Source organism: Laspinema palackyanum D2c (assembly GCF_025370875.1).
GTDB lineage: Bacteria > Cyanobacteriota > Cyanobacteriia > Cyanobacteriales > Laspinemataceae > Laspinema > Laspinema palackyanum.
Map to the genome: position 1 here is coordinate 470,668 of NZ_JAMXFD010000002.1, position 21,791 is coordinate 492,458.

At 48.0% G+C, this 21,791-nt stretch carries 15 protein-coding genes; 7 read left to right on the forward strand and 8 right to left on the reverse strand.

All coding sequences use genetic code 11. The features are described 5' to 3' along the window. Positions 1-661 precede the first annotated feature (661 nt). A complete protein-coding gene (locus tag NG795_RS04695; RefSeq protein ID WP_367287599.1) occupies positions 662-2,098 on the reverse strand; it encodes a cobyrinic acid a,c-diamide synthase CobB in 1,437 nt (478 codons plus the stop codon). 168 nt (positions 2,099-2,266) lie between these two features. On the opposite strand from NG795_RS04695, the gene NG795_RS04700 reads away from it, so the two are divergent. Then, entirely contained in the window at positions 2,267-3,046 is a 780-nt protein-coding gene (locus NG795_RS04700) for a Uma2 family endonuclease (RefSeq protein WP_367287507.1), read from the forward strand. A gap of 58 nt (positions 3,047-3,104) precedes the next feature. On the opposite strand, the gene opcA is transcribed toward NG795_RS04700, so the two are convergent. The 6 genes from opcA to nrdJ form a co-directional block, all read right to left on the reverse strand. Beyond that, entirely contained in the window at positions 3,105-4,433 is a 1,329-nt protein-coding gene (gene opcA / locus NG795_RS04705) for a glucose-6-phosphate dehydrogenase assembly protein OpcA (RefSeq protein WP_367287508.1), read from the reverse strand. Between the two features lie 156 nt (positions 4,434-4,589). Next, positions 4,590-6,119 carry a glucose-6-phosphate dehydrogenase gene (gene zwf, locus NG795_RS04710; RefSeq protein ID WP_367287509.1) on the reverse strand — a complete coding sequence of 510 codons (1,530 nt, stop codon included), beginning with the start codon at positions 6,117-6,119 and terminating at the stop codon, positions 4,590-4,592. Positions 6,120-6,395: 276 nt separating this feature from the next. Further along, complete coding sequence (tal, locus tag NG795_RS04715) at positions 6,396-7,538, reverse strand: transaldolase (RefSeq protein WP_367287510.1); 1,143 nt, start codon at positions 7,536-7,538, stop codon at positions 6,396-6,398. 173 nt (positions 7,539-7,711) lie between these two features. After that, entirely contained in the window at positions 7,712-8,782 is a 1,071-nt protein-coding gene (gene fbp, locus NG795_RS04720; RefSeq protein WP_367287511.1) for a class 1 fructose-bisphosphatase, read from the reverse strand. Positions 8,783-9,309: 527 nt separating this feature from the next. Beyond that, a complete protein-coding gene (locus tag NG795_RS04725; protein WP_254567736.1) occupies positions 9,310-9,531 on the reverse strand; it encodes a ssl0294 family protein in 222 nt (73 codons plus the stop codon). A gap of 243 nt (positions 9,532-9,774) precedes the next feature. Then, a complete protein-coding gene (gene nrdJ / locus NG795_RS04730) occupies positions 9,775-14,259 on the reverse strand; it encodes a ribonucleoside-triphosphate reductase, adenosylcobalamin-dependent (protein ID WP_367287512.1) in 4,485 nt (1,494 codons plus the stop codon). Between the two features lie 327 nt (positions 14,260-14,586). Between nrdJ and NG795_RS04735 the strand changes: the two genes are divergently transcribed. The 6 genes from NG795_RS04735 to hpsU all read left to right on the forward strand — a co-directional run bounded on the left by NG795_RS04735 (position 14,587) and on the right by hpsU (position 20,262). Continuing rightward, a complete protein-coding gene (locus NG795_RS04735) occupies positions 14,587-15,717 on the forward strand; it encodes an ABC transporter ATP-binding protein (RefSeq protein ID WP_367287600.1) in 1,131 nt (376 codons plus the stop codon). A gap of 83 nt (positions 15,718-15,800) precedes the next feature. After that, on the forward strand, positions 15,801-16,208 hold the full coding sequence (locus NG795_RS04740) for a hypothetical protein (RefSeq protein ID WP_367287513.1): 408 nt from the start codon (positions 15,801-15,803) through the stop codon (positions 16,206-16,208). Positions 16,209-16,278: 70 nt separating this feature from the next. Next, positions 16,279-17,409 carry an ABC transporter substrate-binding protein gene (locus NG795_RS04745; RefSeq protein WP_367287514.1) on the forward strand — a complete coding sequence of 377 codons (1,131 nt, stop codon included), beginning with the start codon at positions 16,279-16,281 and terminating at the stop codon, positions 17,407-17,409. A 316-nt stretch (positions 17,410-17,725) separates the two neighbouring features. Next, positions 17,726-18,652: an ABC transporter permease gene (locus NG795_RS04750; protein ID WP_367287515.1), complete on the forward strand. Its 927-nt coding sequence runs from the start codon at positions 17,726-17,728 to the stop codon at positions 18,650-18,652. 62 nt (positions 18,653-18,714) lie between these two features. Beyond that, positions 18,715-19,560, forward strand: a complete 846-nt coding sequence (locus tag NG795_RS04755; RefSeq protein WP_367287516.1) for an ABC transporter permease — start codon at positions 18,715-18,717, stop codon at positions 19,558-19,560. A 45-nt stretch (positions 19,561-19,605) separates the two neighbouring features. Then, entirely contained in the window at positions 19,606-20,262 is a 657-nt protein-coding gene (hpsU, locus tag NG795_RS04760) for a hormogonium polysaccharide biosynthesis acetyltransferase HpsU (protein WP_367287517.1), read from the forward strand. 17 nt (positions 20,263-20,279) lie between these two features. Here hpsU and NG795_RS04765 read toward each other — a convergent pair whose 3' ends face one another. Beyond that, entirely contained in the window at positions 20,280-21,767 is a 1,488-nt protein-coding gene (locus tag NG795_RS04765) for a proton extrusion protein PcxA (RefSeq protein ID WP_367287518.1), read from the reverse strand. Positions 21,768-21,791: the final 24 nt, after the last annotated feature.

Sequence of the window (21,791 nt, forward strand, 5' to 3'; positions counted from 1 at the left end):
TCATGACCACTCCCACAAATTCCCTCTCGGTTTCAAGAAAAGGGTGACATCCCGGGTCATGGCAAATCAGGAGAACCGGCAAAGCTATGATGGATATTTTTCCGGTTTCAGTATCGCCTCGGTGATGAGGAGATTCTCCGCTTTCAGATACACCCGCACTCAGATGTACCTGCATTCTACTTGCTCTGCGGTCTTCTGCCAAGGGATTGACGGTTCGATGCAGGCCAATTATTTGGGAATTTATTCTTATTTCGGATATTTTTAAGTAATTTAAGCCAAGTTGCTGCCTGCTACTTGAGCCCTTGACGGGGTTGACTTTCTGAATGCCCCTGGTTCTCAATTTTTTGTAACAAATTAGCCCTAAAAACAGTAAGGGCCTAGTCACAAGACTAGACCCTATTTACGGAATGACTGATTCTTCAAAATATATAGCAAAAAAGACGAAAGGTTTTAGACGATTGACAATTGCTTACTAGGGTTTACAATTTCCGCAGCTTCACCCTTGTGGGCCTCGCCGCACATCGGTTCTCAAGACAGGAGACACGCGGTCATTGGAACCAAGGAATCTTTAAATCTTTCTTCTCCTTAACTTCTTTCTTTTCCGTGTCTAGTATTAAAGTAACATATCCTTTTTGAACCTACAACTAGATTTTACAAAAGTTTACAAAAAAGTCTGGAATCGCGGGTCAAAATCCTGACAACTGAGTAAAAATCGCTGAGGAATCTGCCACTGTCCCCCCCAATGAAGATGAAGGTAAGAGGCATGAATCGCAGGGGTGGCAAGTTGGGGAGAATATCCCCATCCTTCGGGAGTCCCGGGGAAGTTCCGCTGGAATCCCCGGAGTTGAAACAGGGGAGAAGCGGGTTCTGCGGTGAGGTGCGATCGGTGGAACTCATGACCCCAGACTGTTTCCCCAGTCTGGAATAAGGGGGTGTCTTGGAGAGTGGTGGCAAGGCGATATCCCAAACTGAGGCGGGAACCCATGACGGCATTGGTGGGAAAAATACCGACCATTGGCCAGGATTGGTGGTTAAAATCGACTACATTCTGACATAAATACATCAACCCGCCACATTCCGCATAGGTTGGCATTCCCGAGGCGATCGCCTGATAGACCGATCGCAATGCTGAGGTATTTGCGGCAAGGGTTTCGCCGAAGATTTCTGGGAAACCCCCCCCGAGATATAATCCCTGGACTCCCTCTGGCAAGACGGCATCCTTCAGAGGACTCCAGGGGACCCATTCGGCACCGAGGGATTCGAGACTGTCGAGATTATCTGGATAATAGAAATTAAAGGCAGCATCTTGGGCGATCGCCACTGGAATTTTTGATTTAACCCCTTGCCAATTGGGGATGTCCAGGGGTTTGACAGCAGTTGCCGGAGTGGATTTTAGTAAGGGGAATAGCTGTTCCCAATCAAAGCAAGTTTCAGCTAGATGTGCAAGGCGATCGATTAAGGCATCCAGTTGAGGAAGTTCGGCAGTGGGAATCAGTCCGAGATGGCGATCGGGAATGGTAATGTTATCCTGTCGCCGCCACACCCCTAAAATCGGAATTTGAATCGTTGCTAAGGCATCTTGCAGCAGTTCTAAATGGCGATCGCTTCCCACGCGATTGAGGATGACCCCGGCAATGGTTACCCGAGGATCTAGGGTGCGATATCCTTGGGCGATCGCTGCGATCGAACTTGATAACCGACTGCAATCCAAAACTAATATAACCGGCAATTGTAACAATCGGGCAATATGGGCGGTACTGCCAAAATCTCCGAGAGAAAATACCGGAGATTCATCCATCAACAAAGGGGCCGGTTGCACCCCATCAAACAGTCCCATCACCCCTTCAATTAGAGCAAATTCCACAGATTGAGAGTGGCGATTAAAACAGTCTTGAACATAGTCCGGGGAAGTTAAAACTGGATCTAAATTGCGACAAGGGCGACCTGTGACATAGTGATGAAACATCGGGTCAATATAATCTGGTCCAACCTTAAAAGATTGTACCTTCAACCCTTGGTGTTGCAGATAGGCTAAGATGGCTAAAGTTATGGTAGTTTTACCGACCCCGCTTCTTTCTCCGGCAATTATTGTGGTCATTTGTCCTTGGTCAGTGGTCATGGGATAAAATTTACTATACCCTACTTTGCGCTTAATGCTAAGGCGATTTGTCTCCCAAATCAGGATAACCTACAGTGAGGAAGGGATGGGGGAATTTTAATCGACTTAAGTTACAATAAACCTAGCAATTCAATGGAGTAGAGTGCCATGTCTGCCGAGGCGATCGCAGAAACCATTAACCCAGTCCCAGAGGCAGCCGAGTGGGAACCTCCCATGCCTCCTACGGACCTAATTTTTGATGACGGAGAACCCTTGGAAAGTAATCGACACCGCATTGCAATGAATGCCCTGATTGACTCAGTGCCTGCCCTATTCCCGGACCGCACTGATTATTTTATGGGCGGTAATATGTTTATTTATTACAGCAGTAAACAAGCGAAAAATCGAGATTTCAGAGGGCCGGATTTCTTTGCGGTTTTGGATGTAGAACCAGGCGATCGCCTGGGATGGGTCGTCTGGGAGGAAGAGGGGCGTTACCCCGATGTGATTGTAGAACTGACTTCGCCCAGTACCCGAAAAATTGACCTAGGACCCAAAAAAGACCTCTATGAACGGGTATTCCGAACTCGGGATTATTTCGTTTATGACCCCTATAATCCCAATTCTTTGCAAGGTTGGCACTTGGATGGCAATCAAAAGTATCAACCGATTGAACCCGATGAACGGAGATGGTTATGGTGCGAAACTCTAGGGGCATGGCTGGGAAATTGGGAGGGAACTTTAACGCAAGTTTCTATCACTTGGTTACGCTTTTATCATCCCGATGGAACTCTCGTTTTGTTACCCAACGAAGCAGCACAACAGCAAGCTGAGTTGGCTCAACAGCAAGCTGAATTAGCACAACAGCAGGCTGAATTGGCTGAATCCAAAGCCGATCGCCTTGCTGCAAAATTACGAGAAATGGGAGTTGACCCTGAACAGTTGTAGGGAAAAAAAGGGGGGCGATCGCCTCGTGACAAACTGGTGATCGCCCCACTCAAGTAGATTACTGACGTAACTTGAGAATCTCAGTGGTCACTGACAGACTTTCTTCATAAAGCATATCGCGACCCCAGCGCTGTAACTGTTGACCCAGGAGGTATTCCGCCTTTTGGTCCGTTAACGGCGTCACCTGTTCGGTGCGACAATTTTGAGCGCTACCGCCAGACTCCATCCGCATACAGCCGGTGGTTTCAGAACAGAGAATCGTGCAGCAATTGGCCTCACTATTGGTAGAAGTGAGACGCAATCCGACCATATCTCCGTTAATTTCCCCCCAATCTGCGGTGGGAATAGCGGCTAACTCTGCTTCTACCGTGCGATCGCCCGGACCTTTGAAGGAGACCCGGCGAATCTCGTAATCGCCCCCTTCATCCTGGTAAGACAACGGTTGCCAATTGAGGCGAGACGCGAGCCAACCCAGGAACATCAGGGCTTGAGAGGCATTTCCCTTTTCATAGTCAATCGTCACCCGATCGAGTTCCACCAGGGAAGCGCGACGTTCCGGGGGGTCAAAAGCAGCAGCAGCCAACTCTTGCCAAGAAGTGAGGCGGTGCCAGTTCAAGTCCGCCATATAGGTTTCTTCATCGATCAGCTTTTGCATCTTCAGAAACTCGGACTCGGGGTCACTAAAGTAAGACGAGTCCATAATCATGCAATTGCAGGATTGGGAGAGTTTTTGGAACAACTCCTGTTCTGGATTAGGGGTTGCCTTCCACCAAACAAATTTTGGCAGGGACGGAATCATCAGAGACACCACTAAATCCCCGACTCGCTGCAGCGCTTGCTTGGTGCCGCGTAGGGTGATGTACTCACAGCAAATTAATCGGCTGGAGTTGCCTTTTTGGATAGGACAATAGGCGGAAACCTGAGCAGTGACCCCCTCATCTTCACCAAGGACGGGACAGAGGGTGATAATGCGGCAGGGATTTTGAGCGGCGATCGCCTCGCTGATGCTGAACCCTCGGGCATTGGGGTTGGTGACTTTCTTGTGCTCAGGCGGCATTTTATCATACTCTTCCCGCAGCCGAACCAGGGTTTCTGGGTCAATGCGCCCGGTTACTCTGATTCCGTAAGTGATTTGGGCTTCCTGAACCGCTTCCTTGGTCAGGGTTCCGTAAATCCCATCAATGGGCCCTTCGTAAAAGCCTAAAGCCCCCAGCAACTGCTGGAACTCTTCGGGTTCATAAACCACCATGCTAAAGGTTGCCGCACGAGTGGCAATGCTAGAAGCTCTGCCGCCATTTTCCGAGAGCCAGATTCGACCCAATTCTGACTCAATCTCATCCAGGGAAATATCTTTCGGTTGTTGGAGCGCAACAATTGGAGTAGCCATATTAATTTAATTGTTGAGTGTTGAGTAGTGATTGTTGATCAGAAGGATGAGGGATGAAGGATGAGGGATGAGGGTTTTGAGTCTTCTGTTGTTTTACCTCTTCCCGATTGCCTTTTTCTGATTCCCCTTCATCCTTCATCCTTCATCCTTCAAAGGTTACAGCCTGCGCCAGCGGTGATCGTTACGATTGAGCAGCATTTCCGCTTCCACAGGACCCCAGGTCCCGGCCTCATAAAGGGCGATCGCCTTGGGATCGGAAGGAGCATCCCAAACTTGCAGCAGGGGAGTTAGGACTCGCCAAGACTCCTCCACCTCATCCCCCCGGGTAAACAGGGTTTGGTCCCCTAACATACAGTCTATCAACAGCCGACTGTAGGCATCGGTGTTCGCCTGACCGAAGGTGGTATCGTAGCGGAAATCCATATCCACCGATCGCGTCCGCAACGAGTTCCCCGGAGTTTTCACCTCAAAGCGCATGGAAATCCCTTCATTCGGCTGAATCCGCATCGCCAACACATTGGGATTCGCTTGTTTTGCCGCAGACTGGAACATCAAAAAGGGGACTTCCCGGAACTGAATCGCAATTTCAGTCACCTTTTTCGGCATCCGTTTGGCGGTTCTCATGTAAAACGGCACCCCCTTCCAGCGCCAGTTATCGATATAGAGCTTCAGCGCAGCATAAGTCGGCGTCGTTGAGTTTTCGTCAACCCCTTCCTCTTCGCGATAGCCTGGAACCTGCTTCCCTTTCATCCATCCCGAGGTGTACTGACCCCGAGTCGCAGAGAGGTCCAGATTTTCAATATCCGCCAGGTGAGTCGCTTCTAGGACTTTCACTTTCTCATTGCGGATGCTGTCGGCATCGAGGGAGTTTGGCGCTTCCATTGCCGTCAGGGTAAACAGTTGCATCAGGTGGTTTTGCACCATATCCCGCAGCGCACCTGATGACTCATAATACCCAGCGCGGCCTTCCAAACCCACGGTTTCGGCGACGGTGATTTGAACACACTCAACAAACTGACGATTCCACAGGGGTTCAAAAATGGCATTGGCAAAGCGAAACACCAGCAAATTCTGGACGGTTTCCTTGCCTAAGTAATGGTCAATCCGGTAAACCTGCTTTTCTGAGCAGACTTTTTGGACGACTTGGTTGAGGATTTGCGCCGTACCCAGATCGTGCCCGAAGGGTTTTTCAATGACTAGGCGCTGTTTGTCGCGATCGCCTAGCATTCCCGCCTCACCGAGTTGCTCGATCGCTTCAGCAAAAAAGCGCGGTGCCACCGAAAGGTAAAACACGCGGTTCTCGCGAGTGCCGCGTTTTTCATCAAGTTCACTCAGAAAGGCTTTGAGTTTCTGGTAGCTTTCTGATTTGTCTATATCGCCTGGACAATAGAACAGTCCGTTCGCAAAGTCTTCCCAAAGCGCTTCTGAACCAATCCCATTGCCAAATTCTTCGACGCCTTGGCGACAATGATCTCGGAAAAACTCATGACTCCATTTACTGCGGGAGACCCCGACAATCGTCAGTTCCGGAGGCAATTTGCGCTCCAATTTCATCTGATAGATTGCCGGAACGAGTTTTCTCTGGGTGAGGTCCCCGGAGGCCCCGAAAATAATCAAAATCTGCGGTTCGGGAATCCGATCTTGTTGGAGTCCCACGCGCAGGGGGTTTTCTAATAGCGTTACCATCTGGATTTGAAAAGAGGTTACAGGTTAGGACATCAGACATTAAGAACCGAGATTGAACTTGACCGATCAATCGGTTGTGCTCTAGGGCTGCCTCTTGTCCCCTCCCCTTGGCAAGGGGAGGGTTAGGGTGGGGTCCTCTTTATCCCCGGGGATTGGGGACCCCCCCTAGCCCCCCTTAGCAAGGGGGGGGACTGGAATGATTGCTGGAAAGTTATTGTCGCGGCAGAAAAATGGGTAACGCAGTGATGCCGTACCCATTTTCCCATCCTGACTAAACTAGGCGTGAGCCAGTTTTTTAACTTTGGTTTCCAAAGAACTCATCAGGGACTCGAAGGGTTCAATGAATTTATCAATGCCTTCATCTAAGAGTTCGGCCATGATTTGATCCAAGTCGATGCCAAATTCGGGCAGGTTCTCGATCAGGTGGTACGCTTTATCGACATCGGTTTCGATGCGACTGGCGACATCGCAATGATCGGCACAGGCTTCGATGGTAGCTGGGGGTAGGGTGTTGACCGTATCCGGTCCGATCAGTTCATCAACGTAGATGACATCACTGTAGTTGGGATTTTTGCTGCTGGTGGAGGCCCAGAGCAAGCGTTGGACGTTAGCTCCTTTGGCGGCAAGGGCTTGCCAGCGATCGCTTTGAACGATTTCTTTGTATTTTTGGTAAGCAATCTTGGCATTGGCGATCGCCACCTTGCCCTTGATTTGCTCTAGCTGGGCTTTTTTCTGTAGCTCAGTCTCGTGGTGGAGTTTCTCGTCGATCGCTTCATCAACTTTCACATCAATTCGGCTGATAAAGAAACTCGCCACCGAAGAAATCTTACTAATATCTTCACCCGCCTTGACTCGCGCTTCCAGTCCGCGAATATAAGCCCACGCCGTCTCTACATAACTGTCTACAGAAAATAACAACGTAATATTAACGTTGATCCCCTCAGCAATCACTTTTTCAACCGCTTCTAAACCCTGGGAAGTCCCAGGAATCTTCACCATCACATTTTCCCGATCAATTGCCTTGTAGTAGCGCTTGGCTTCGGCAAGAGTTTTTTCTGCCTCCAGAGCGAGGTTCGGCGGCACTTCAATACTGACATAGCCATCTAAACCCTCAGTTTCATCATAGATGGCGCGAAAATGATCGCAGGCATTGCGAATATCTTCAAATACTAAAGATTCATAGATTTCATCAACGGATTTCTTGGCTTTGATGCCTGCTTCGATATCGGCATCATAAATTGCATTTCCGACAATGGCTTTTTCAAAAATTGACGGATTAGAAGTCAGTCCCCGCAATCCTCGGGTTTCAATCAGTGTTTTCAGTTCACCGGACTTGATGAGATCACGGTTCAAATTATCCATCCAGATACTTTGACCATATTCCTGTTCTATTTTTTGGAGTAAGGGATTGATTGCCATAAGTTTTATTTCGTTGGGTTTCTAGGTAACTACAGGGTTTCATTGTGAATGTTTTCAAAGCGGATGATGACTGCCTGTGGTATGAAAGTCGCTCATTTGACGCTTAAGTTTTAGCTTATCTTTGAATCGGCCTAAAATGTAAGGGGAGATTGCCCTAGTGTGTCATCAAATCATCATGAATGCGTGGCGATCGCCGGGTTCTTCTCATGCTTGCGATCGTTAATGAAAGATTTTACCAGGGTCACATCGTCTTTACTGCCAATAATCACCGGGGTACGGGTATGTAGTTGATCCGGCACCACATCTAAGATTTCCTCCGTTCCCGTACTTGCCAATCCCCCCGCTTGCTCAATTAAAAACGCCAGGGGTGCAGTTTCGTACAGCAGGCGCAATTTACCCTCGGGTTTTTTAATGGTTCCAGGATACATGAACACTCCCCCTTCATGGAGGATCCGGTGAAAGTCCCCCACTAAAGCCCCACTATAACGAGCGGTATAGCCTTCATGGCGATGAACATAACGGATATAGTCTCGAATGGGTTCATCCCACTGCCAGAAGTTCCCTTCGTTGACACTGTAAACCGCTCCATGCTCTGGAATCTTGATATTCTGATTGGACAAGATAAACTCGCCCAAACTGGGATCCAGAGTGAAGGAATGAACCCCCCTGCCAATGGAATAAACCAGCATGGTACTGGGTCCATAGAGGATATACCCGGCAGCCAGTTGTTTGCGCCCATTTTGCAGCAAATCTAGGGCTTCCTCATTTTCATCGCTCCCTTCTTGTTGGCGAATCGAGAAAATAGACCCGACAGTCAGGTTACTGTCGATATTCGAGGAGCCATCAATGGGGTCATAAAGCAGGGTATAACGACCAATGGGGCAGTTTTCCGGGATATAGTAGGGTTTCTCCATTTCCTCCGATGCCAAGCGACAAACCAAGCCACTTTGCTTGAAAACGGAGATAAATACCTCATTGGCATAGACATCCATGCGTTTGACGCTTTCTCCCTGAACATTAATGTCGCCACTAAAGCCCAGGACCCCTTCAACTAACCCAGCGCGACTCAACCGGCGCGAAACCAGTTTTGCCGCTAAAGCAATCCGGTTCATCAAGGCGCTAAGGTCCTGAGCGTCGGCAGAAAAGCTCTGCAGTTGCTGCAAAACGTGCCGGGATAGGGTGGTACAGTCGCGATCGAGGGATTGACTCTGCTCAATCGGATTTTGTGTTGTTTCATCCTTCATCGTTCTTGTCTTCCTTTCCTTTGGAGTGGTTCTACATCAGACGACTGGAGAGGTTAGCGGGTGGTTTTGCCCAGTCGCCCTTTCCTTTCCATCTTAAAGAAGCATTTTCAGCAAGGCGGGTTAACTTTAGGGTAACTATAGAAAACGCAACATTTTCTTAAGTATTTCTGCTGTTTTGCAGAGAAAAGTCGGACTTAAGCATAAAATCGACTAAAAGTCAGTCAACCCAGATACAAACTGGATAAAATTTCTAATTGGGTTATTCCCTATCTCAGATAGAAGCCTCGAAACAGTCATTTCCGCCTAGACACAAAATTTAGCAAGACTATAGAATTTCTTCAATGTAAAAACTGAGGAAATTTCAATGTTTGATGATAATTCTAATAGTTAAAAGTTAATAAATTTCCGGATTATTTTATGATTTCAGTTCTTTTTTAAACTTCAAATAACTGGAATTAAACGAAACATTTTTAATGTTAAAAAAGGGACTGTCTCAAAGTTGAGCAGTCCCCGATCCACAAAATCGGCTAGTCAATCGAAATAGATTGAGGGCGGTTGTTGTAACTGCCACTGCCATTATTATTCCCAGTGGAAGAACCCGTGGGGGAGGCTCCTTGTTGTTCCAGCCAACTTTTCACCGGGTCATCAGAGAGATTGAGTTGGAACACCCCGGAGAAAAACCCACCCAAAAAGGCAACCGGATGTTCAGTCATTTCTTTAAAAATTGGACTCAGTTCATCTAAAAACATGGAATGTCTCCTTTTGGCGGCCAATACAGTCAGTGCTAGGATACCCCCCGGATTTCGCTATCCCGGGGAATTGCCTACTTCTGCTGGTATCCTAGCGCGTTTGAGACCGGAGTAGCCGTCGGCATCCCGAACCCCAGGATTGAACCAGGGGACCAGAAACCCGGTTTCTCACCGAGGGTTTAGGTCAGTTGCCATCATTTTTGGCCAGAAACCCGGTTTCTAAGCGTTACCGACTCCGAGACCCTAGGAGGGATTTTTTTCCGGTAAGAGGCACTTATCGGAATCGCAACCGGCAGGTCCTGCTTCCGCTAATTCCCCGAGGTCATAGCGCTGGAGGGCGTTTTTAAAGTCATCAGTTTTGCGACGAACTAAGACCTCGGCGCTGAGGCGATCGTACTCCGCTTTGTCAATGGGTTCAAAGGGGAGACGAGGGAACGATTGGCGATCGTCAAATCGAGCGAGTAAGGCCGCAGAAATATAGCCTTCATCGTTTTGGATGGCCTCATAAATGCGATTACCTAGGGCTTCAATTTCTGACTCCCGAACTTCCACCGTTGCCGAGGTGTTATGGGTGACATAGTGACTCTGAACGTTCATGTAAAAGTCCATTTGAGCCAAGGCACTAAATTGACTAATATCAATTTCATCAGCACCGGGTAAATCGGCCCAACTGACGGCAATGGGAATTTCCACCAACCATTCAGAACAGCGCGGGTCAAACGGATCATTCAGGAGATTTCCGTTTTCATCCTTATCCGATTGGGAGGGAATTACACTGTAACCATAGTCGATACAAGCCAAGGCAACCGGGTCATTTTTACCGAAAGTAATTCGGCGAATAAACCGCTGGGCTTTAGGCGGATGCCAACCGGGAGATGCGCCAGTTAGTAAAGATTTGGTTCCTGAAGGCTGAACGGTAGTGCAACGATTCGGACGGCGCAATCCGTGGCGATCGCAATAATCCCAAACCTGAGTATGAACAACGGTTCGCCAGCGCGTCAAATAGGCTTCTTCTTGACGCTTAAATTCAATGCCTTCCGGGGTTGCCGGACGACCTTGTTCCCACCAGCGCAACCAATCCACACCAAAGGCATGAACGAAGAAATCAAACAATCCGGTAAAGGAAACACCGACAATCGGATCGATTTCCCGGCTGTATTGATAGCGGGGTTCCACGAATTTATGATTGAGCAAGGTTGCTACAGATAAAGCACCCGCAGCAAAAGCATCTTCTTGTTCGCGATCGTTTTGGGGGTCAATTAGATTCAGATGGATCTCAGCTAAATTGCATTGCCCGGTGAGGGTTCCACCGAAAACGCCCTTATGGAATTCGGGTTCGTTAAAGCAGAAGGTATCATGCTGACCCTGAATAGGGACAATCTCGCGAATGATTTGCCATTTGCCTTTATTTGTGGGTTGATGACCGCCCGAGGTATTAACGCGCTGACAAGGAATTGCGGCACAATCGGTGATTTGTAAATACCACAAATCCTTGCTGCAAATGCCCAAATTGGTGCTTTCCCCGGCTCGCGATTGCAAATTAACTGAGGAGCGAATTCCGCATTTGAGCAATAACAGATAGACCCGATAAGCCCGGTCATAATCGGACAAATACAACCGAACGCCACCGCTTGACGTAGCGGAACCATCGGCATCAATTAAGCCCGCGATGAAGTGTAAAATCCCTTCGCGGTTCCAACTGGCCAAGGCTTCCAAAGGTTTGGCATGGGCTTTTAAATCGCGGACTTGTTCGGGGTCGAATTGGTCTTGGAAACCCGTATAAAGCAAGCAAGGGGTTTCGGGATTTTCTGCGTAATAGCGCAATTTTCCTGAAGTCCGACCGGCGATTGCTAATTCCGGATAGCTTTTGGCTCCATATAAGCGCAGTTGGAGTTGAGGCTTGCCATTGGATTGGCAGAGGGAGCCATCCCCTACCAATTGCCCGAGGGTGTAAGCCCACAAGGGGTCCACAAATTTGCCATCTTGATAGTCAATCTGGAATGGCTCAGTGTGCAGGGCGTATTTGTGGGTGGAAAGACGCTCTTGTAGTTGGGCGGTGGTCATTTCCAGATAGGTTTTACCGAAGCGATCGCTGACGAAGAAACGGTGTTTTTCGGTGACATCTAACCAGGTCCCATCGGCAAAAGAGACCCGATAAAGCTGGCGATCGCGTCCCGTCAACATCGGAGTCACGCGACTCCACCGCTGACCATTCCAAATTTCCACCGATTGACCTACGAGCGATCGAATCGGGTGCATTCCATCTCGCGTAACCAGCATCGTATCGCCAGAAACGCAGTGAAAATCTGCACCAATAATTTCACCACATGGATTTAATCCAACTCGGGATAACCGATGTTCTAACTCTGTTTGAGAGATTTCTGGATAGCGATCGCCTATCCATTGCTTCCCATTGCCCTCGTTATAGGCTTTCAGAAAATCCCGTTTAGACTCACGAGTTGGCATTAAATCGCAACTAGCTCGGGCAACAGCTTCACCAGCCCATTGAATAGCTCCTTCCCCAGAATAGTATTGTTGACGCACCGCATCAATACATTCATTGAGGGTCGGTTTATGGTGAAAAACCCTTGTGTGATTTGCCATTCTTAATGCATCTCTTTCCGGGTCAATGCGCCAGTTTCCCGCCTCATCTTGTTGCCATAAATTCATCTTGGCATTGGCAAACAATTCATCATCGCTTGCGCTCTGGCGCATCCCGGCACTGTTAGAAACCAGAATGCCCTCGCAGACAAACTCATGAACTGTCGCCACCTCAATATCGTAGGTAGGACAACGGCGAACATCAAAGTCAACCTGCTCAACTTTGATCGGAACGAGGTCGGTTGCTTCGGGAATGTAACGTTTTAACGTTAGCGGAATCATGTGTTTTTGATTCCCGCCCCAATGATACTGGTAAGTATTGACCAAGGGACGAACCATGTGGACTGGAAAGCCATGTTCCTTAAATGACTTCGGGCGGTTCTTTTTCTGGGTCGCAAATTGAATTGAATAATTAGAAAAGGTAGATTCAACATCGCTAAACGCTTTTTCGCCTACCGTGACTAATTCACCTTCCCATTTTCCTGTTCGTTTGCGAATGGCACTACACATCCGAACAGTAATGCCTAGAGAGGCATAAAGGGCCTGGACCTGCTGTAGAAATTTCTGCTGGGAGGAAGTGACGAGCACCCCTTGGCTATGACAACCATCGGCATCGGCGAGTCCTGCTAAAAAGGAGGCGCGAATATCAATGGTTCCTAAGAGAATACAGTCCGGAATAACCAAGGGTTGAAAAGATTGCTTAAACTGCTTTAGATACAGGTTTAAGGCAGAGGAGTTAAATTGCAGTTCATACGCCTTGGTCTGGCATTGCTCAGGGGTTCGGAGGGTGTAGGTATCCAGACCAAACTCCCGACCAACGGCAGTTAATCGGTCTAAGATAGCCGGACTATCTTCGTGAACTCGGAACCGGACTCGTGAACCATCCGAAGCAACCGAACCATCCCCCTGTAAATATCCTAAAAAGTAGGCTACATCAGTAGTCAAAGCAGGGATTTGGATGGGTTTTGCCGATGAGTGAATTTGCCCTCGAAACTCGGGGAGTTCGGTTGCAGTACCCGGGATAGATTGAGGTACAAAGATGAGCCGATCGCCTTCTTTGAGATCCTTAGCCTTGACCATCTTGTAGTTGCCATAAATATCAGTCAGTACGGCTACTTTATGGTCAGGGGTACAGTCTAAGATGCCATCCTGGGTACGAATGCGACAGAGGGATTGCTCTCCTTGAACAAAAAAGTTGGTAACTGGGTAAAACCCTTTACTGGTTAAAACGCGATCGCCAATCCGCACTTTAGCAATCGGTACTAAGCCCGCTTCTGTATGTACTAGCGCATCTTCCGGCAAACAGCGTCTTATGTTGCCTGCCACTATTGTGCTTGCCGCTTCATCAATAAGCAAGCAGCATTCGACTGAATTTAATTGCCGTCCATTTGCTTTATTTAAAATTAAAGCAACTCGCTTATAAAGGTCAGTTAATTTAACTGGATTAGCAACCCCTCCAAACCCTTTCAGCGGTTCTCCTGCTGGACGAATATCGCACAGATCCACGACAACTTCAACGGTTGAATTAAACCGCTCATCTGTGGAGAGTTCTAGGAGGGTTTGATAGGATTGCACCCATCCAATCCGGGAGTCTCCGACATTCATGAGGACCCGATCGCCATCGTAAGTCACCTCAGTTTCTTGGCGACGCCGATCGCTCGGGGTCAGGCCAATTTCACCTTGCAAGGTGATCTGGAGTGGGTTGCGAATCTTCGGCAACTGATTGATATATTGAGGTTCGAGGACTGCGCCGGTGCCACATCCCATCATGGCAAGGCCCATTAATAATCCAAAGGCTCGCCAATCGTGAATATTTGTCGAGGAACAGTTATAGGCCCCAGAAAAGTTTTCCGGGCGTTCGATCCAGTCCGTTCCTCCCACCCACAACCAACGCCCCGAGGAGAGGGTTTTGAGTTGTTGCTGCATCTGGGTGAGGAGTGCCACCTCGTCGGAGTTGAGATTGCCGAGTTTCTCTAATCCAGCAATGGTGCGATCGCAGACTTGATCCCAAGTTTCGCGCCCGTCATCTTGGCGGCGGCTGTAAGTCCTAAAAAACACCGGATTCGCTGCCGGTGCGGTTTCGGGAAAATCGCTGTGGTGGCGCGTGCGTTCCAATTCTCGAACCATAAGTCAATCTCTTCTCGTATCCGCATATAGCTGTAGATCAAGACTATACGCCATCTTAGATTTAGTGGTCAAAGGTTGTTAAATTTTAAAATTTGCGCTATGTCTAGGGCCAGGGGGGGATGTGGGTAGCATCGGGGAGATGAGGAGCATCGGGGAGATGGGGAGGAGAAATATTAACCTAAATGCGGAATGTGGATAGAATAAACCAAAGCCAGATTTCTGCGTGGGATTCTCCTAATTCCCGAAAGGGAGGCTTAATCAAGGAGAGGCGACGCGGAGGGACTGGTTCAATCTACATAAGGGGCATCACCGCCGAGAATCGCCATGATGTTTCAATCTGCTACGACGCACCAAAGCGCTGCCACGGGTTACGATACCCTCCTCGACGTTGAACTTCGCAAAGTTTTTAAGGTGTTTGAGGGGGAAACTGCGGTCCGGGGTGTCGATCTTGACATTAATCGAGGAGAATTTTTTAGTATCCTTGGTCCTTCCGGCTGTGGCAAAACAACGACCCTAAGATTGATCGGAGGCTTTGAGACGCCTTCTGCGGGAGAGGTCCTGATTCGGGGTAAGTCCATGAATCAGGTTCCGGCTTATCAGCGCCCGGTGAATACGGTGTTTCAAAGTTATGCGCTGTTCAATCATCAGTCTATTGCGGAAAATATTGCGTTTGGGTTGCGAATCAAACGCTGTGGGAAAAGTGAAATTGAGGAGCGGGTCAAAGAAGCGCTCAAATTGGTCAAAATGGAGTCTTACGCCAATCGCTATCCCTCTCAGCTCTCGGGAGGTCAACAACAACGGGTGGCTCTAGCACGGGCGCTGGTGAATCGTCCAGCGGTTGTGTTGTTGGATGAACCGTTAGGGGCGTTGGACCTGAAGTTGAGGAAGCAGATGCAGGTTGAGTTATCAACGTTGCATCGGGATTTGGGGTTGACTTTTGTGATGGTGACTCATGACCAGGAGGAGGCCCTTTCTTTGTCGGACCGGATTGCTGTGATGCATGAGGGCAAGATTGAGCAAATCGGGACCCCGAGTGCCATTTATGAGCGTCCCCGATCGCCGTTTGTGGCAGATTTTATTGGAGAAACCAATTTGTTGCCAGGACGGATTGAAGGGAGCGATCGCACCTCCCTGGCAATTCGCACGGGGACGGGTCTCAAAATTGTGGTGGAACCGACGGAACCCTGGAGTGGTAACGCATCAGGGGCGATCGTTAGTGTTCGACCGGAAAAAATTAATTTGAGTCTCTATCCGCCAGAGGTGGAGGTAAACTGCTTTGAGGGCCGCCTCAAAACGGTCATGTATTTGGGAACCCATGTTCAGTATGTGGTGGAACTGCTCTCGGGGGATGAAATGGCGGTCTTGCAACCGAATACGGGAACGAGCTTACCAGATCCTGAGACGCCGATCTATACCTACTGGCTGCCTACAGATTGTATTGCCTTGGCTGCGGCTTAGGCGGCAACTGCCGGGGTGCGCTACTCCTTCACCTGTACCTGTGGATGCGATCGCTTGTCGTTACCATCTGGACGGACATTGATATGAATCTAGCCAGTGTAAATCAATTTTTAGAGGAGATAGAATCCCACTGTCCCAAGAATGCCATTCTGACCTTTCTCGGTAGTGATGGAGAATCCTTCGTGGTTGACATCCAACGGGAGGGCAGTCAGGTCAATTATGGCTATCAATGGGGGATCAAAGAATTGCTGATTAGCAAGTTGCTGTCTAAAACTGAGCCGGTAGCTTCCCTAATTCTTCGGTCATTTTTACCCGAAATTGACGAACTCACCCATTTGCCGATCAAAGAACTCCGGGGGTATGTTCTGAAACGGCAGGGTTCTGAACTGGACTATGAAAAACTCTCCCCGGAATTAATGTTTGCTTGTCAAAATACCGATGCGGAAACCGGAAATCCCCTCCCGTTAGAAACATCGGTTCGATATTGTTAATTCATCTGAATCTTGGTCATCACACCACTTTGTAAAAATAGTGCGGATTCCGAAACCCCCAAAATATAGAATGAGCAGTGCTACACCGACCCGACGTCAGTTTTTACAACAGTCTGCGGCGGCACTTTCTGGTCTGGCGTTGTCGAGTTGTGGCTGGACCCTGGGTGGGCAACCGAGTCCAGAACTCGATGAGGATGCTTCTAATGTGGCGTTGGACTCAACTGCCGCTAATGAACTGTTTATCTACACTTGGGCTGACTATACCGATGCAGATTTGCTCGAAAGTTTTACTGAGCAAACAGGTATCCGAGTGATTGTCGATATTTATGACTCGAATGAGGCAATGTTGGCAAAGATGCAGGCAGGCGGTGGCAGTTCTTACAGTATTATCTATCCCTCAGATTATATGGTGGGACGGATGGTCCAACTGCAACTGCTTAGACCTTTGGAGCGATCGCAGATTCAAGGACTAGATAATCTATTTGAGAAGTTTCAAGACCCGGAATATGACCGGGGAAATCGCTACAGTGTCCCGTTTACCTGGGGGACAACTGGACTGATTTATAATTCGGCTAAACTCTCAACGCCTCCCGATGATTGGGACTATCTCTGGACTCATCAGAGTGACCTTTCTCGACGGCTAACTTTGATGAATGATGTTCGGGAGGTCATCGGTGCGGGACTGCGATCGCTCGGTTACTCCTATAATTCCACGGACCCCGCTCAACTTCGGGCCGCCTATGAACACTTGGTCAATCTTAAGCCTGCTTTAGCTAATTTTACTACCGATGGCTGGCGGGATTTGATTTTGGCTGGGGATTTGGAAATGGCGATGGGTTTTTCTTTTGATGCGCTTTCCGTCTCGGACGAAAATCCAGACTTGGAATATGTGGTCCCCATGAGTGGCAGTTCATTATGGACTGATACGATGGTCATTCCCAGAAATGCACCGAATGTTCAAGGCGCTTATGCTTGGATTAATTTTATGTTTCAACCCCAAGTAACAGCGGATTTAATTGAACGACTCTATTTTGCTACCCCGAATCGCGCCGCTTATAATTTACTATCCCAGGAACTCCGAGAAAATCCAACGTTATTTCCTCCCGAGTCGGTGTTAGAACGGTGTCAAGGTATTCTCCCCCTCAGCACGGAAAAGGAAAAAGAATATGCTCGGTATTGGATTCGATTAAAAAGTGTTTAAATAGGTTGTGAATTGTACTCCTGGAAACGGGATAAAAACAGTTGGGATTCACTGAATTTTCTGTCAATAGGTTCTGATTGTTCAATTTTATTTTTTGCCAAGCCCTATCCATTGATTCAAGTTTATAAAAACCCGCACCCTCAAGGGTGGGGCTATACGGACGAAGCCCGCCTGCGCGGGCTAAGAGAGAAAACAACTGTTTACAACTGGATTTGTTATGAGTTGTTAGGTTAGCTCAGGTGTCCTGAAAGTGAATCCGCAAAAGCTCTAACCGATCGCGATTGAACTTCTGGTTTATTCCCTTATTACTCCTCCCATGACTGTATCGCCCAGTAAGCCGAAAAACGAATCCAAAATCGGAAAACGCACCCTGCCGGAGTGGCTGGGACCCTTAGCTTTACTCGGTCCTGCCGGAGTTTGGTTATTCCTGTTGTTGGTCCTGCCAACGGTGGTAATTTTTCAACTGAGTTTAGTGCCGGGAATTCAACCCGGCGATCGCGTGATTCCCTCGGGACTGGATAACTTCTGTCTCGTCTTGGGATTTGAAAATTGCCGATTCGCGGACTTTGACCCGGTATTTCTCCAAACTATCGGGCGATCGCTCTTTTTTGCCACCGGCACAACCCTAATTTGTCTATTACTCGGCTTTCCCGTTGCCTATTGGTTAGCCGTGGATACCCCCAAACGCTGGCGAACTTTACTCTTACTCGCCTTTGTTTTGCCCCTGTGGACCTCATCTCTGCTGCGTTCCTACGCCTGGAAAACGATTCTGCGTCCCACAGGTGTTCTCAACTCACTGTTAGGAGTTGTGGGAATCCCTCCCTTAGATTTACTCCACCAAAGTTCCGCCGTATTCATCGGCATGAGTTACAGTTTTCTCCCCTACATGGTGTTAATTCTTTACGCATCATTAGAGAAACTCGATAAACGCTTATTAGAGGCAGCCGCCGATTTAGGGGCCAATCCCATTGAAGTGTTTTGGAAAGTGACAGTCCCCCAAACCTTATCGGGAATTGCTGCCGGTTCTTTGCTAGTCTTTATCAGTGGTTTAGGGGATTTTGTGAATCCTGAATTGCTCGGGGGGGCTTCCAGTATGACCGTTTCCCGGTTAATTTATGATCAATTTTTGGGAGTGGCACGAGACTGGGGGTTTGGTTCGGCCCTAAGTATGGTATTAATTCTAGCGGTGAGTGTGGCGATCGCTGGTTTAATTCGGTTTGGTGAAGCCACTCCTAAAAAATAACAGCGTTAACCCCTCAAAGGGTGCATTAAAAAGTCTAGGTAATGCTTGCGTGGTGAAATGGCATGACAGAAACGAGGCTCAAACAGGAGGAAATTCCGGTAGAAATGTTAAAAAGCCAGAGTCGAATTAATATCTCTTGGCAGATAATATTTGCCGGGTTCATGTTTTTTTTCATGTACCTCCCGATTTTGGTACTAGCATTTTACAGTTTTAATGAGTCTCGCTATAGTGCGAGGTGGCAAGGATTTACCTTAAAATGGTATGTCACCCTATTTCAGGATGAAGCCATTCTAAAAGCCCTAAAAAATAGTTTAATTGTGGGGTTTTCGGCCATTATTATTGCAGCAATTGTCGGAACCTTAATGGCAGTTGGGCTATCCCGATATCGATTTCGAGGGAAGAGTTTGTATTTGGGAGTATCCTATCTGCCGCTGATTATCCCGGATATTGCGATCGCGGTTGCCACTCTGGTCTTTTTAGCCGCCGTCCAAATTAACCTCAGCATTTGGACGATTATCGCCGCCCATATTGTCTTCTGTCTTGCCTATATTGGGTTAGTCGTTTCTACTCGCCTCAGTGACTTAGACCCGCACCTAGAAGAAGCTGCCTTAGATTTGGGGGCGACTCCCATCCAGTCTTTTATCCAAGTGTTACTCCCTCAATTGATGCCGGGAATTGTCTCCGGTTGTCTGTTAGCCTTTGTCCTGAGTTTGGATGATTTATTAATTGCTTCATTCACCTCCGGCGGTGGTGCCGTGACCCTGCCAATGGAAATCTTTGGGCGGATTAGAACCGGGGTGAAGCCGGATATTAATGCCTTGAGTGTCGTGCTGATTTTAACCTCCGGGGCGATCGCCTTTCTAGGAGAGTTCATCCGCTCTCGGAGTGAACAAAGTCAGCGCAAATAACCTTCTGATTAAGCCTCATTAAAACGATATTCAGTCTCTAATCTGATGAGTGATTCTTTACCCGACCCGAATTCTGAACCCAATCCCCTCCCCGGTAAGATTCCCACAGCACCGGATCCGGTCCTGGATGCACCCTCCCTCATAGACTTACGCCGCTATGATCAGTCCTGGTTCGATCGCGGCAAATCCAGTGGGTTTATCTTGCTGTGGTGGTTAGTTCAAGGAGTCGCTTTCCCCTTAAGTCCTCATTTTGCCCACGGGTTTCGCCGGTGGTTGTTGCGGCGATTTGGGGCCAAAATTGGGACGGGAGTGCTGATTCGCCCTACTGCCCGATTTACCTATCCTTGGAAAATTGCAGTCGGGGACTACTCCTGGATTGGGGATGATGTGGTGTTATATAGTCTGGATCACATTCGGATCGGGCAGCATTGCGTCATTTCCCAAAGAAGCTACCTCTGTACTGGCAGTCATCGTATCGACGACCCTACCTTTAACCTAGAGACTGCACCTGTGGAAATTGGCAATGGGGTATGGGTGGCAGCAGATTGTTTTATCGCCCCTGGGGTAAAAATTGGCTCCAATGCGGCGATCGGGGCCCGCAGTAGTGTGTTTGCCAATATGCCCGAGGGTCAGATTTGCTTTGGCAGTCCCTGCCGTCCCCGTTATGCCCGTAAGGTTGAGGAAAAACCCAGTCTGGAATGAGAAACTGGGTTTCTGGTTTACTCATTCATATTCCGATAGGTAGCAACAGCAGAGGGTGAAATGCGGTTCAAATAGCGGAAAATCCAGTATTTAAAAACCGTATCCAGGATGACTGGGAAGGTGGCAATAAATAGATAAATAAAGTCTCGACTTTCCGGCAGTCCCAAATGGCGCGAAATGCCTTCGAGGACGATTTCCCAGCCATGAGGAGAGTGGAATCCGACGAAAATATCGGTAAATAAGATAATGATGAAGGCTTTGGCGCTGTCGCTCAATCCATAAACGATATCATCCAGAAAGGATTTGAGGCTTTCAATTTCACGGCGACTGTTATAAATAACTAAGCCAAAGGCAGCAAAGGAAAATAAATCAGAAAAAATATTTTTAATCGCATCACTACTTCGATAAGTGTAGCGTTTGGCAACTTCTAAGGCTTTGAGTTTGATTTGCTGTTGGACATCTTCTTCGGATAAATGTTGGGGAATTCTGCCGATAAATTTGAGTTCTTCTCGTTCGGGGCCTTCTAAACTTTCGAGTTGAGTTGCTAGGACTTCCTCAAATTCCAGGAGTTCATGGAATTGGGTTAATTCCATTAAGGCTTCTTCTTTCATATCGACATTGAGAAAGATTTCCGCTTGGCTGCCGATGAGGCGATCGTAGATTGGACCTACAACAAAGTTTTTGGCAACTTGTTGGGTGAGTAGGGGAATTAAAATTAACAGTAAAATAAATTTGATGGAAACAATGGTTTTGGTTTTGGACAGCCTAAATTCTTGGACCACTTCATCTTCGGCTTTGGGGTCCAATTCTCGCTTGAGGCGATCGAGGGTTCTTAAAATTGAGCGCGGTAGGAAGCTGGTTTGTCCGGCGAGGGAGCCTATTTCTTTGGTTTCAGGTTCCGGGTCTGGAGTAGTCTCTTCTAGGGCGGGAGATGGGTTTTTCTTGCCCTTTAAACTCCGTGATTTTGGAACGTCTAAGGGATAGGGAGGTATGGATTCCCCTAGGGTGCGAGTTGTGGAAAGATTGGAGGGCGTAGATTGCACTCGGTTGCGGGTATATTTGGCCGTGACTTCATCAATAAAACTGAGTTTATCTAAAATCAAAGATTGAGAAGGTTGAGATAAACTGAACTCCGGGGTTGACAGTCCATCCTCCTCGGAAGAGACGACCCGAACCGGGATGGAGTCATCAAAAGGCCGATCGCCTAATTTAGATTGTTTGTAAATTTCTACAAAGGAGCGACTATTTCTAAATTCTCTCAATCGCAATTTGATAATACTTAAATTTCTTTTTAAGTCGGCTTCATGAACTGAAAAAACATTCTGACCATAACTAGAATTTTCGGGAGAAATCCGTTGACTATTAAAATATTTTTTCTCAATTTCCTGAATATTGACTGCCGCTTGATAGGCCAACTCCAGGGAACGAGTCGGAGTTTCCAGTAGCCATTGTTTAATAGACTTAAAAAACCCTGCTTGATTAGAAGAATATTTGTGTTTTTTCATACCCCTTGTTTACTCGAACCAACC

What these genes read in the sequence shown, in the direction of transcription:
- NG795_RS04700 (WP_367287507.1), top strand. Translation starts at nt 2,267, where the DNA reads ATGTCTGCCGAGGCGATCGCAGAAACCATTAACCCAGTCCCAGAGGCA.
- zwf (WP_367287509.1), bottom strand. Translation starts at nt 6,119, where the DNA reads ATGGTAACGCTATTAGAAAACCCCCTGCGCGTGGGACTCCAACAAGAT.
- NG795_RS04740 (WP_367287513.1), top strand. Translation starts at nt 15,801, where the DNA reads ATGAATCTAGCCAGTGTAAATCAATTTTTAGAGGAGATAGAATCCCAC.
- NG795_RS04765 (WP_367287518.1), bottom strand. Translation starts at nt 21,767, where the DNA reads ATGAAAAAACACAAATATTCTTCTAATCAAGCAGGGTTTTTTAAGTCT.
- NG795_RS04755 (WP_367287516.1), top strand. Translation starts at nt 18,715, where the DNA reads ATGACAGAAACGAGGCTCAAACAGGAGGAAATTCCGGTAGAAATGTTA.
- opcA (WP_367287508.1), bottom strand. Translation starts at nt 4,433, where the DNA reads ATGGCTACTCCAATTGTTGCGCTCCAACAACCGAAAGATATTTCCCTG.
- NG795_RS04750 (WP_367287515.1), top strand. Translation starts at nt 17,726, where the DNA reads ATGACTGTATCGCCCAGTAAGCCGAAAAACGAATCCAAAATCGGAAAA.
- NG795_RS04695 (WP_367287599.1), bottom strand. Translation starts at nt 2,098, where the DNA reads ATGACCACAATAATTGCCGGAGAAAGAAGCGGGGTCGGTAAAACTACC.
- tal (WP_367287510.1), bottom strand. Translation starts at nt 7,538, where the DNA reads ATGGCAATCAATCCCTTACTCCAAAAAATAGAACAGGAATATGGTCAA.
- fbp (WP_367287511.1), bottom strand. Translation starts at nt 8,782, where the DNA reads ATGAAGGATGAAACAACACAAAATCCGATTGAGCAGAGTCAATCCCTC.
- NG795_RS04725 (WP_254567736.1), bottom strand. Translation starts at nt 9,531, where the DNA reads ATGTTTTTAGATGAACTGAGTCCAATTTTTAAAGAAATGACTGAACAT.
- hpsU (WP_367287517.1), top strand. Translation starts at nt 19,606, where the DNA reads ATGAGTGATTCTTTACCCGACCCGAATTCTGAACCCAATCCCCTCCCC.
- nrdJ (WP_367287512.1), bottom strand. Translation starts at nt 14,259, where the DNA reads ATGGTTCGAGAATTGGAACGCACGCGCCACCACAGCGATTTTCCCGAA.
- NG795_RS04745 (WP_367287514.1), top strand. Translation starts at nt 16,279, where the DNA reads ATGAGCAGTGCTACACCGACCCGACGTCAGTTTTTACAACAGTCTGCG.
- NG795_RS04735 (WP_367287600.1), top strand. Translation starts at nt 14,587, where the DNA reads ATGTTTCAATCTGCTACGACGCACCAAAGCGCTGCCACGGGTTACGAT.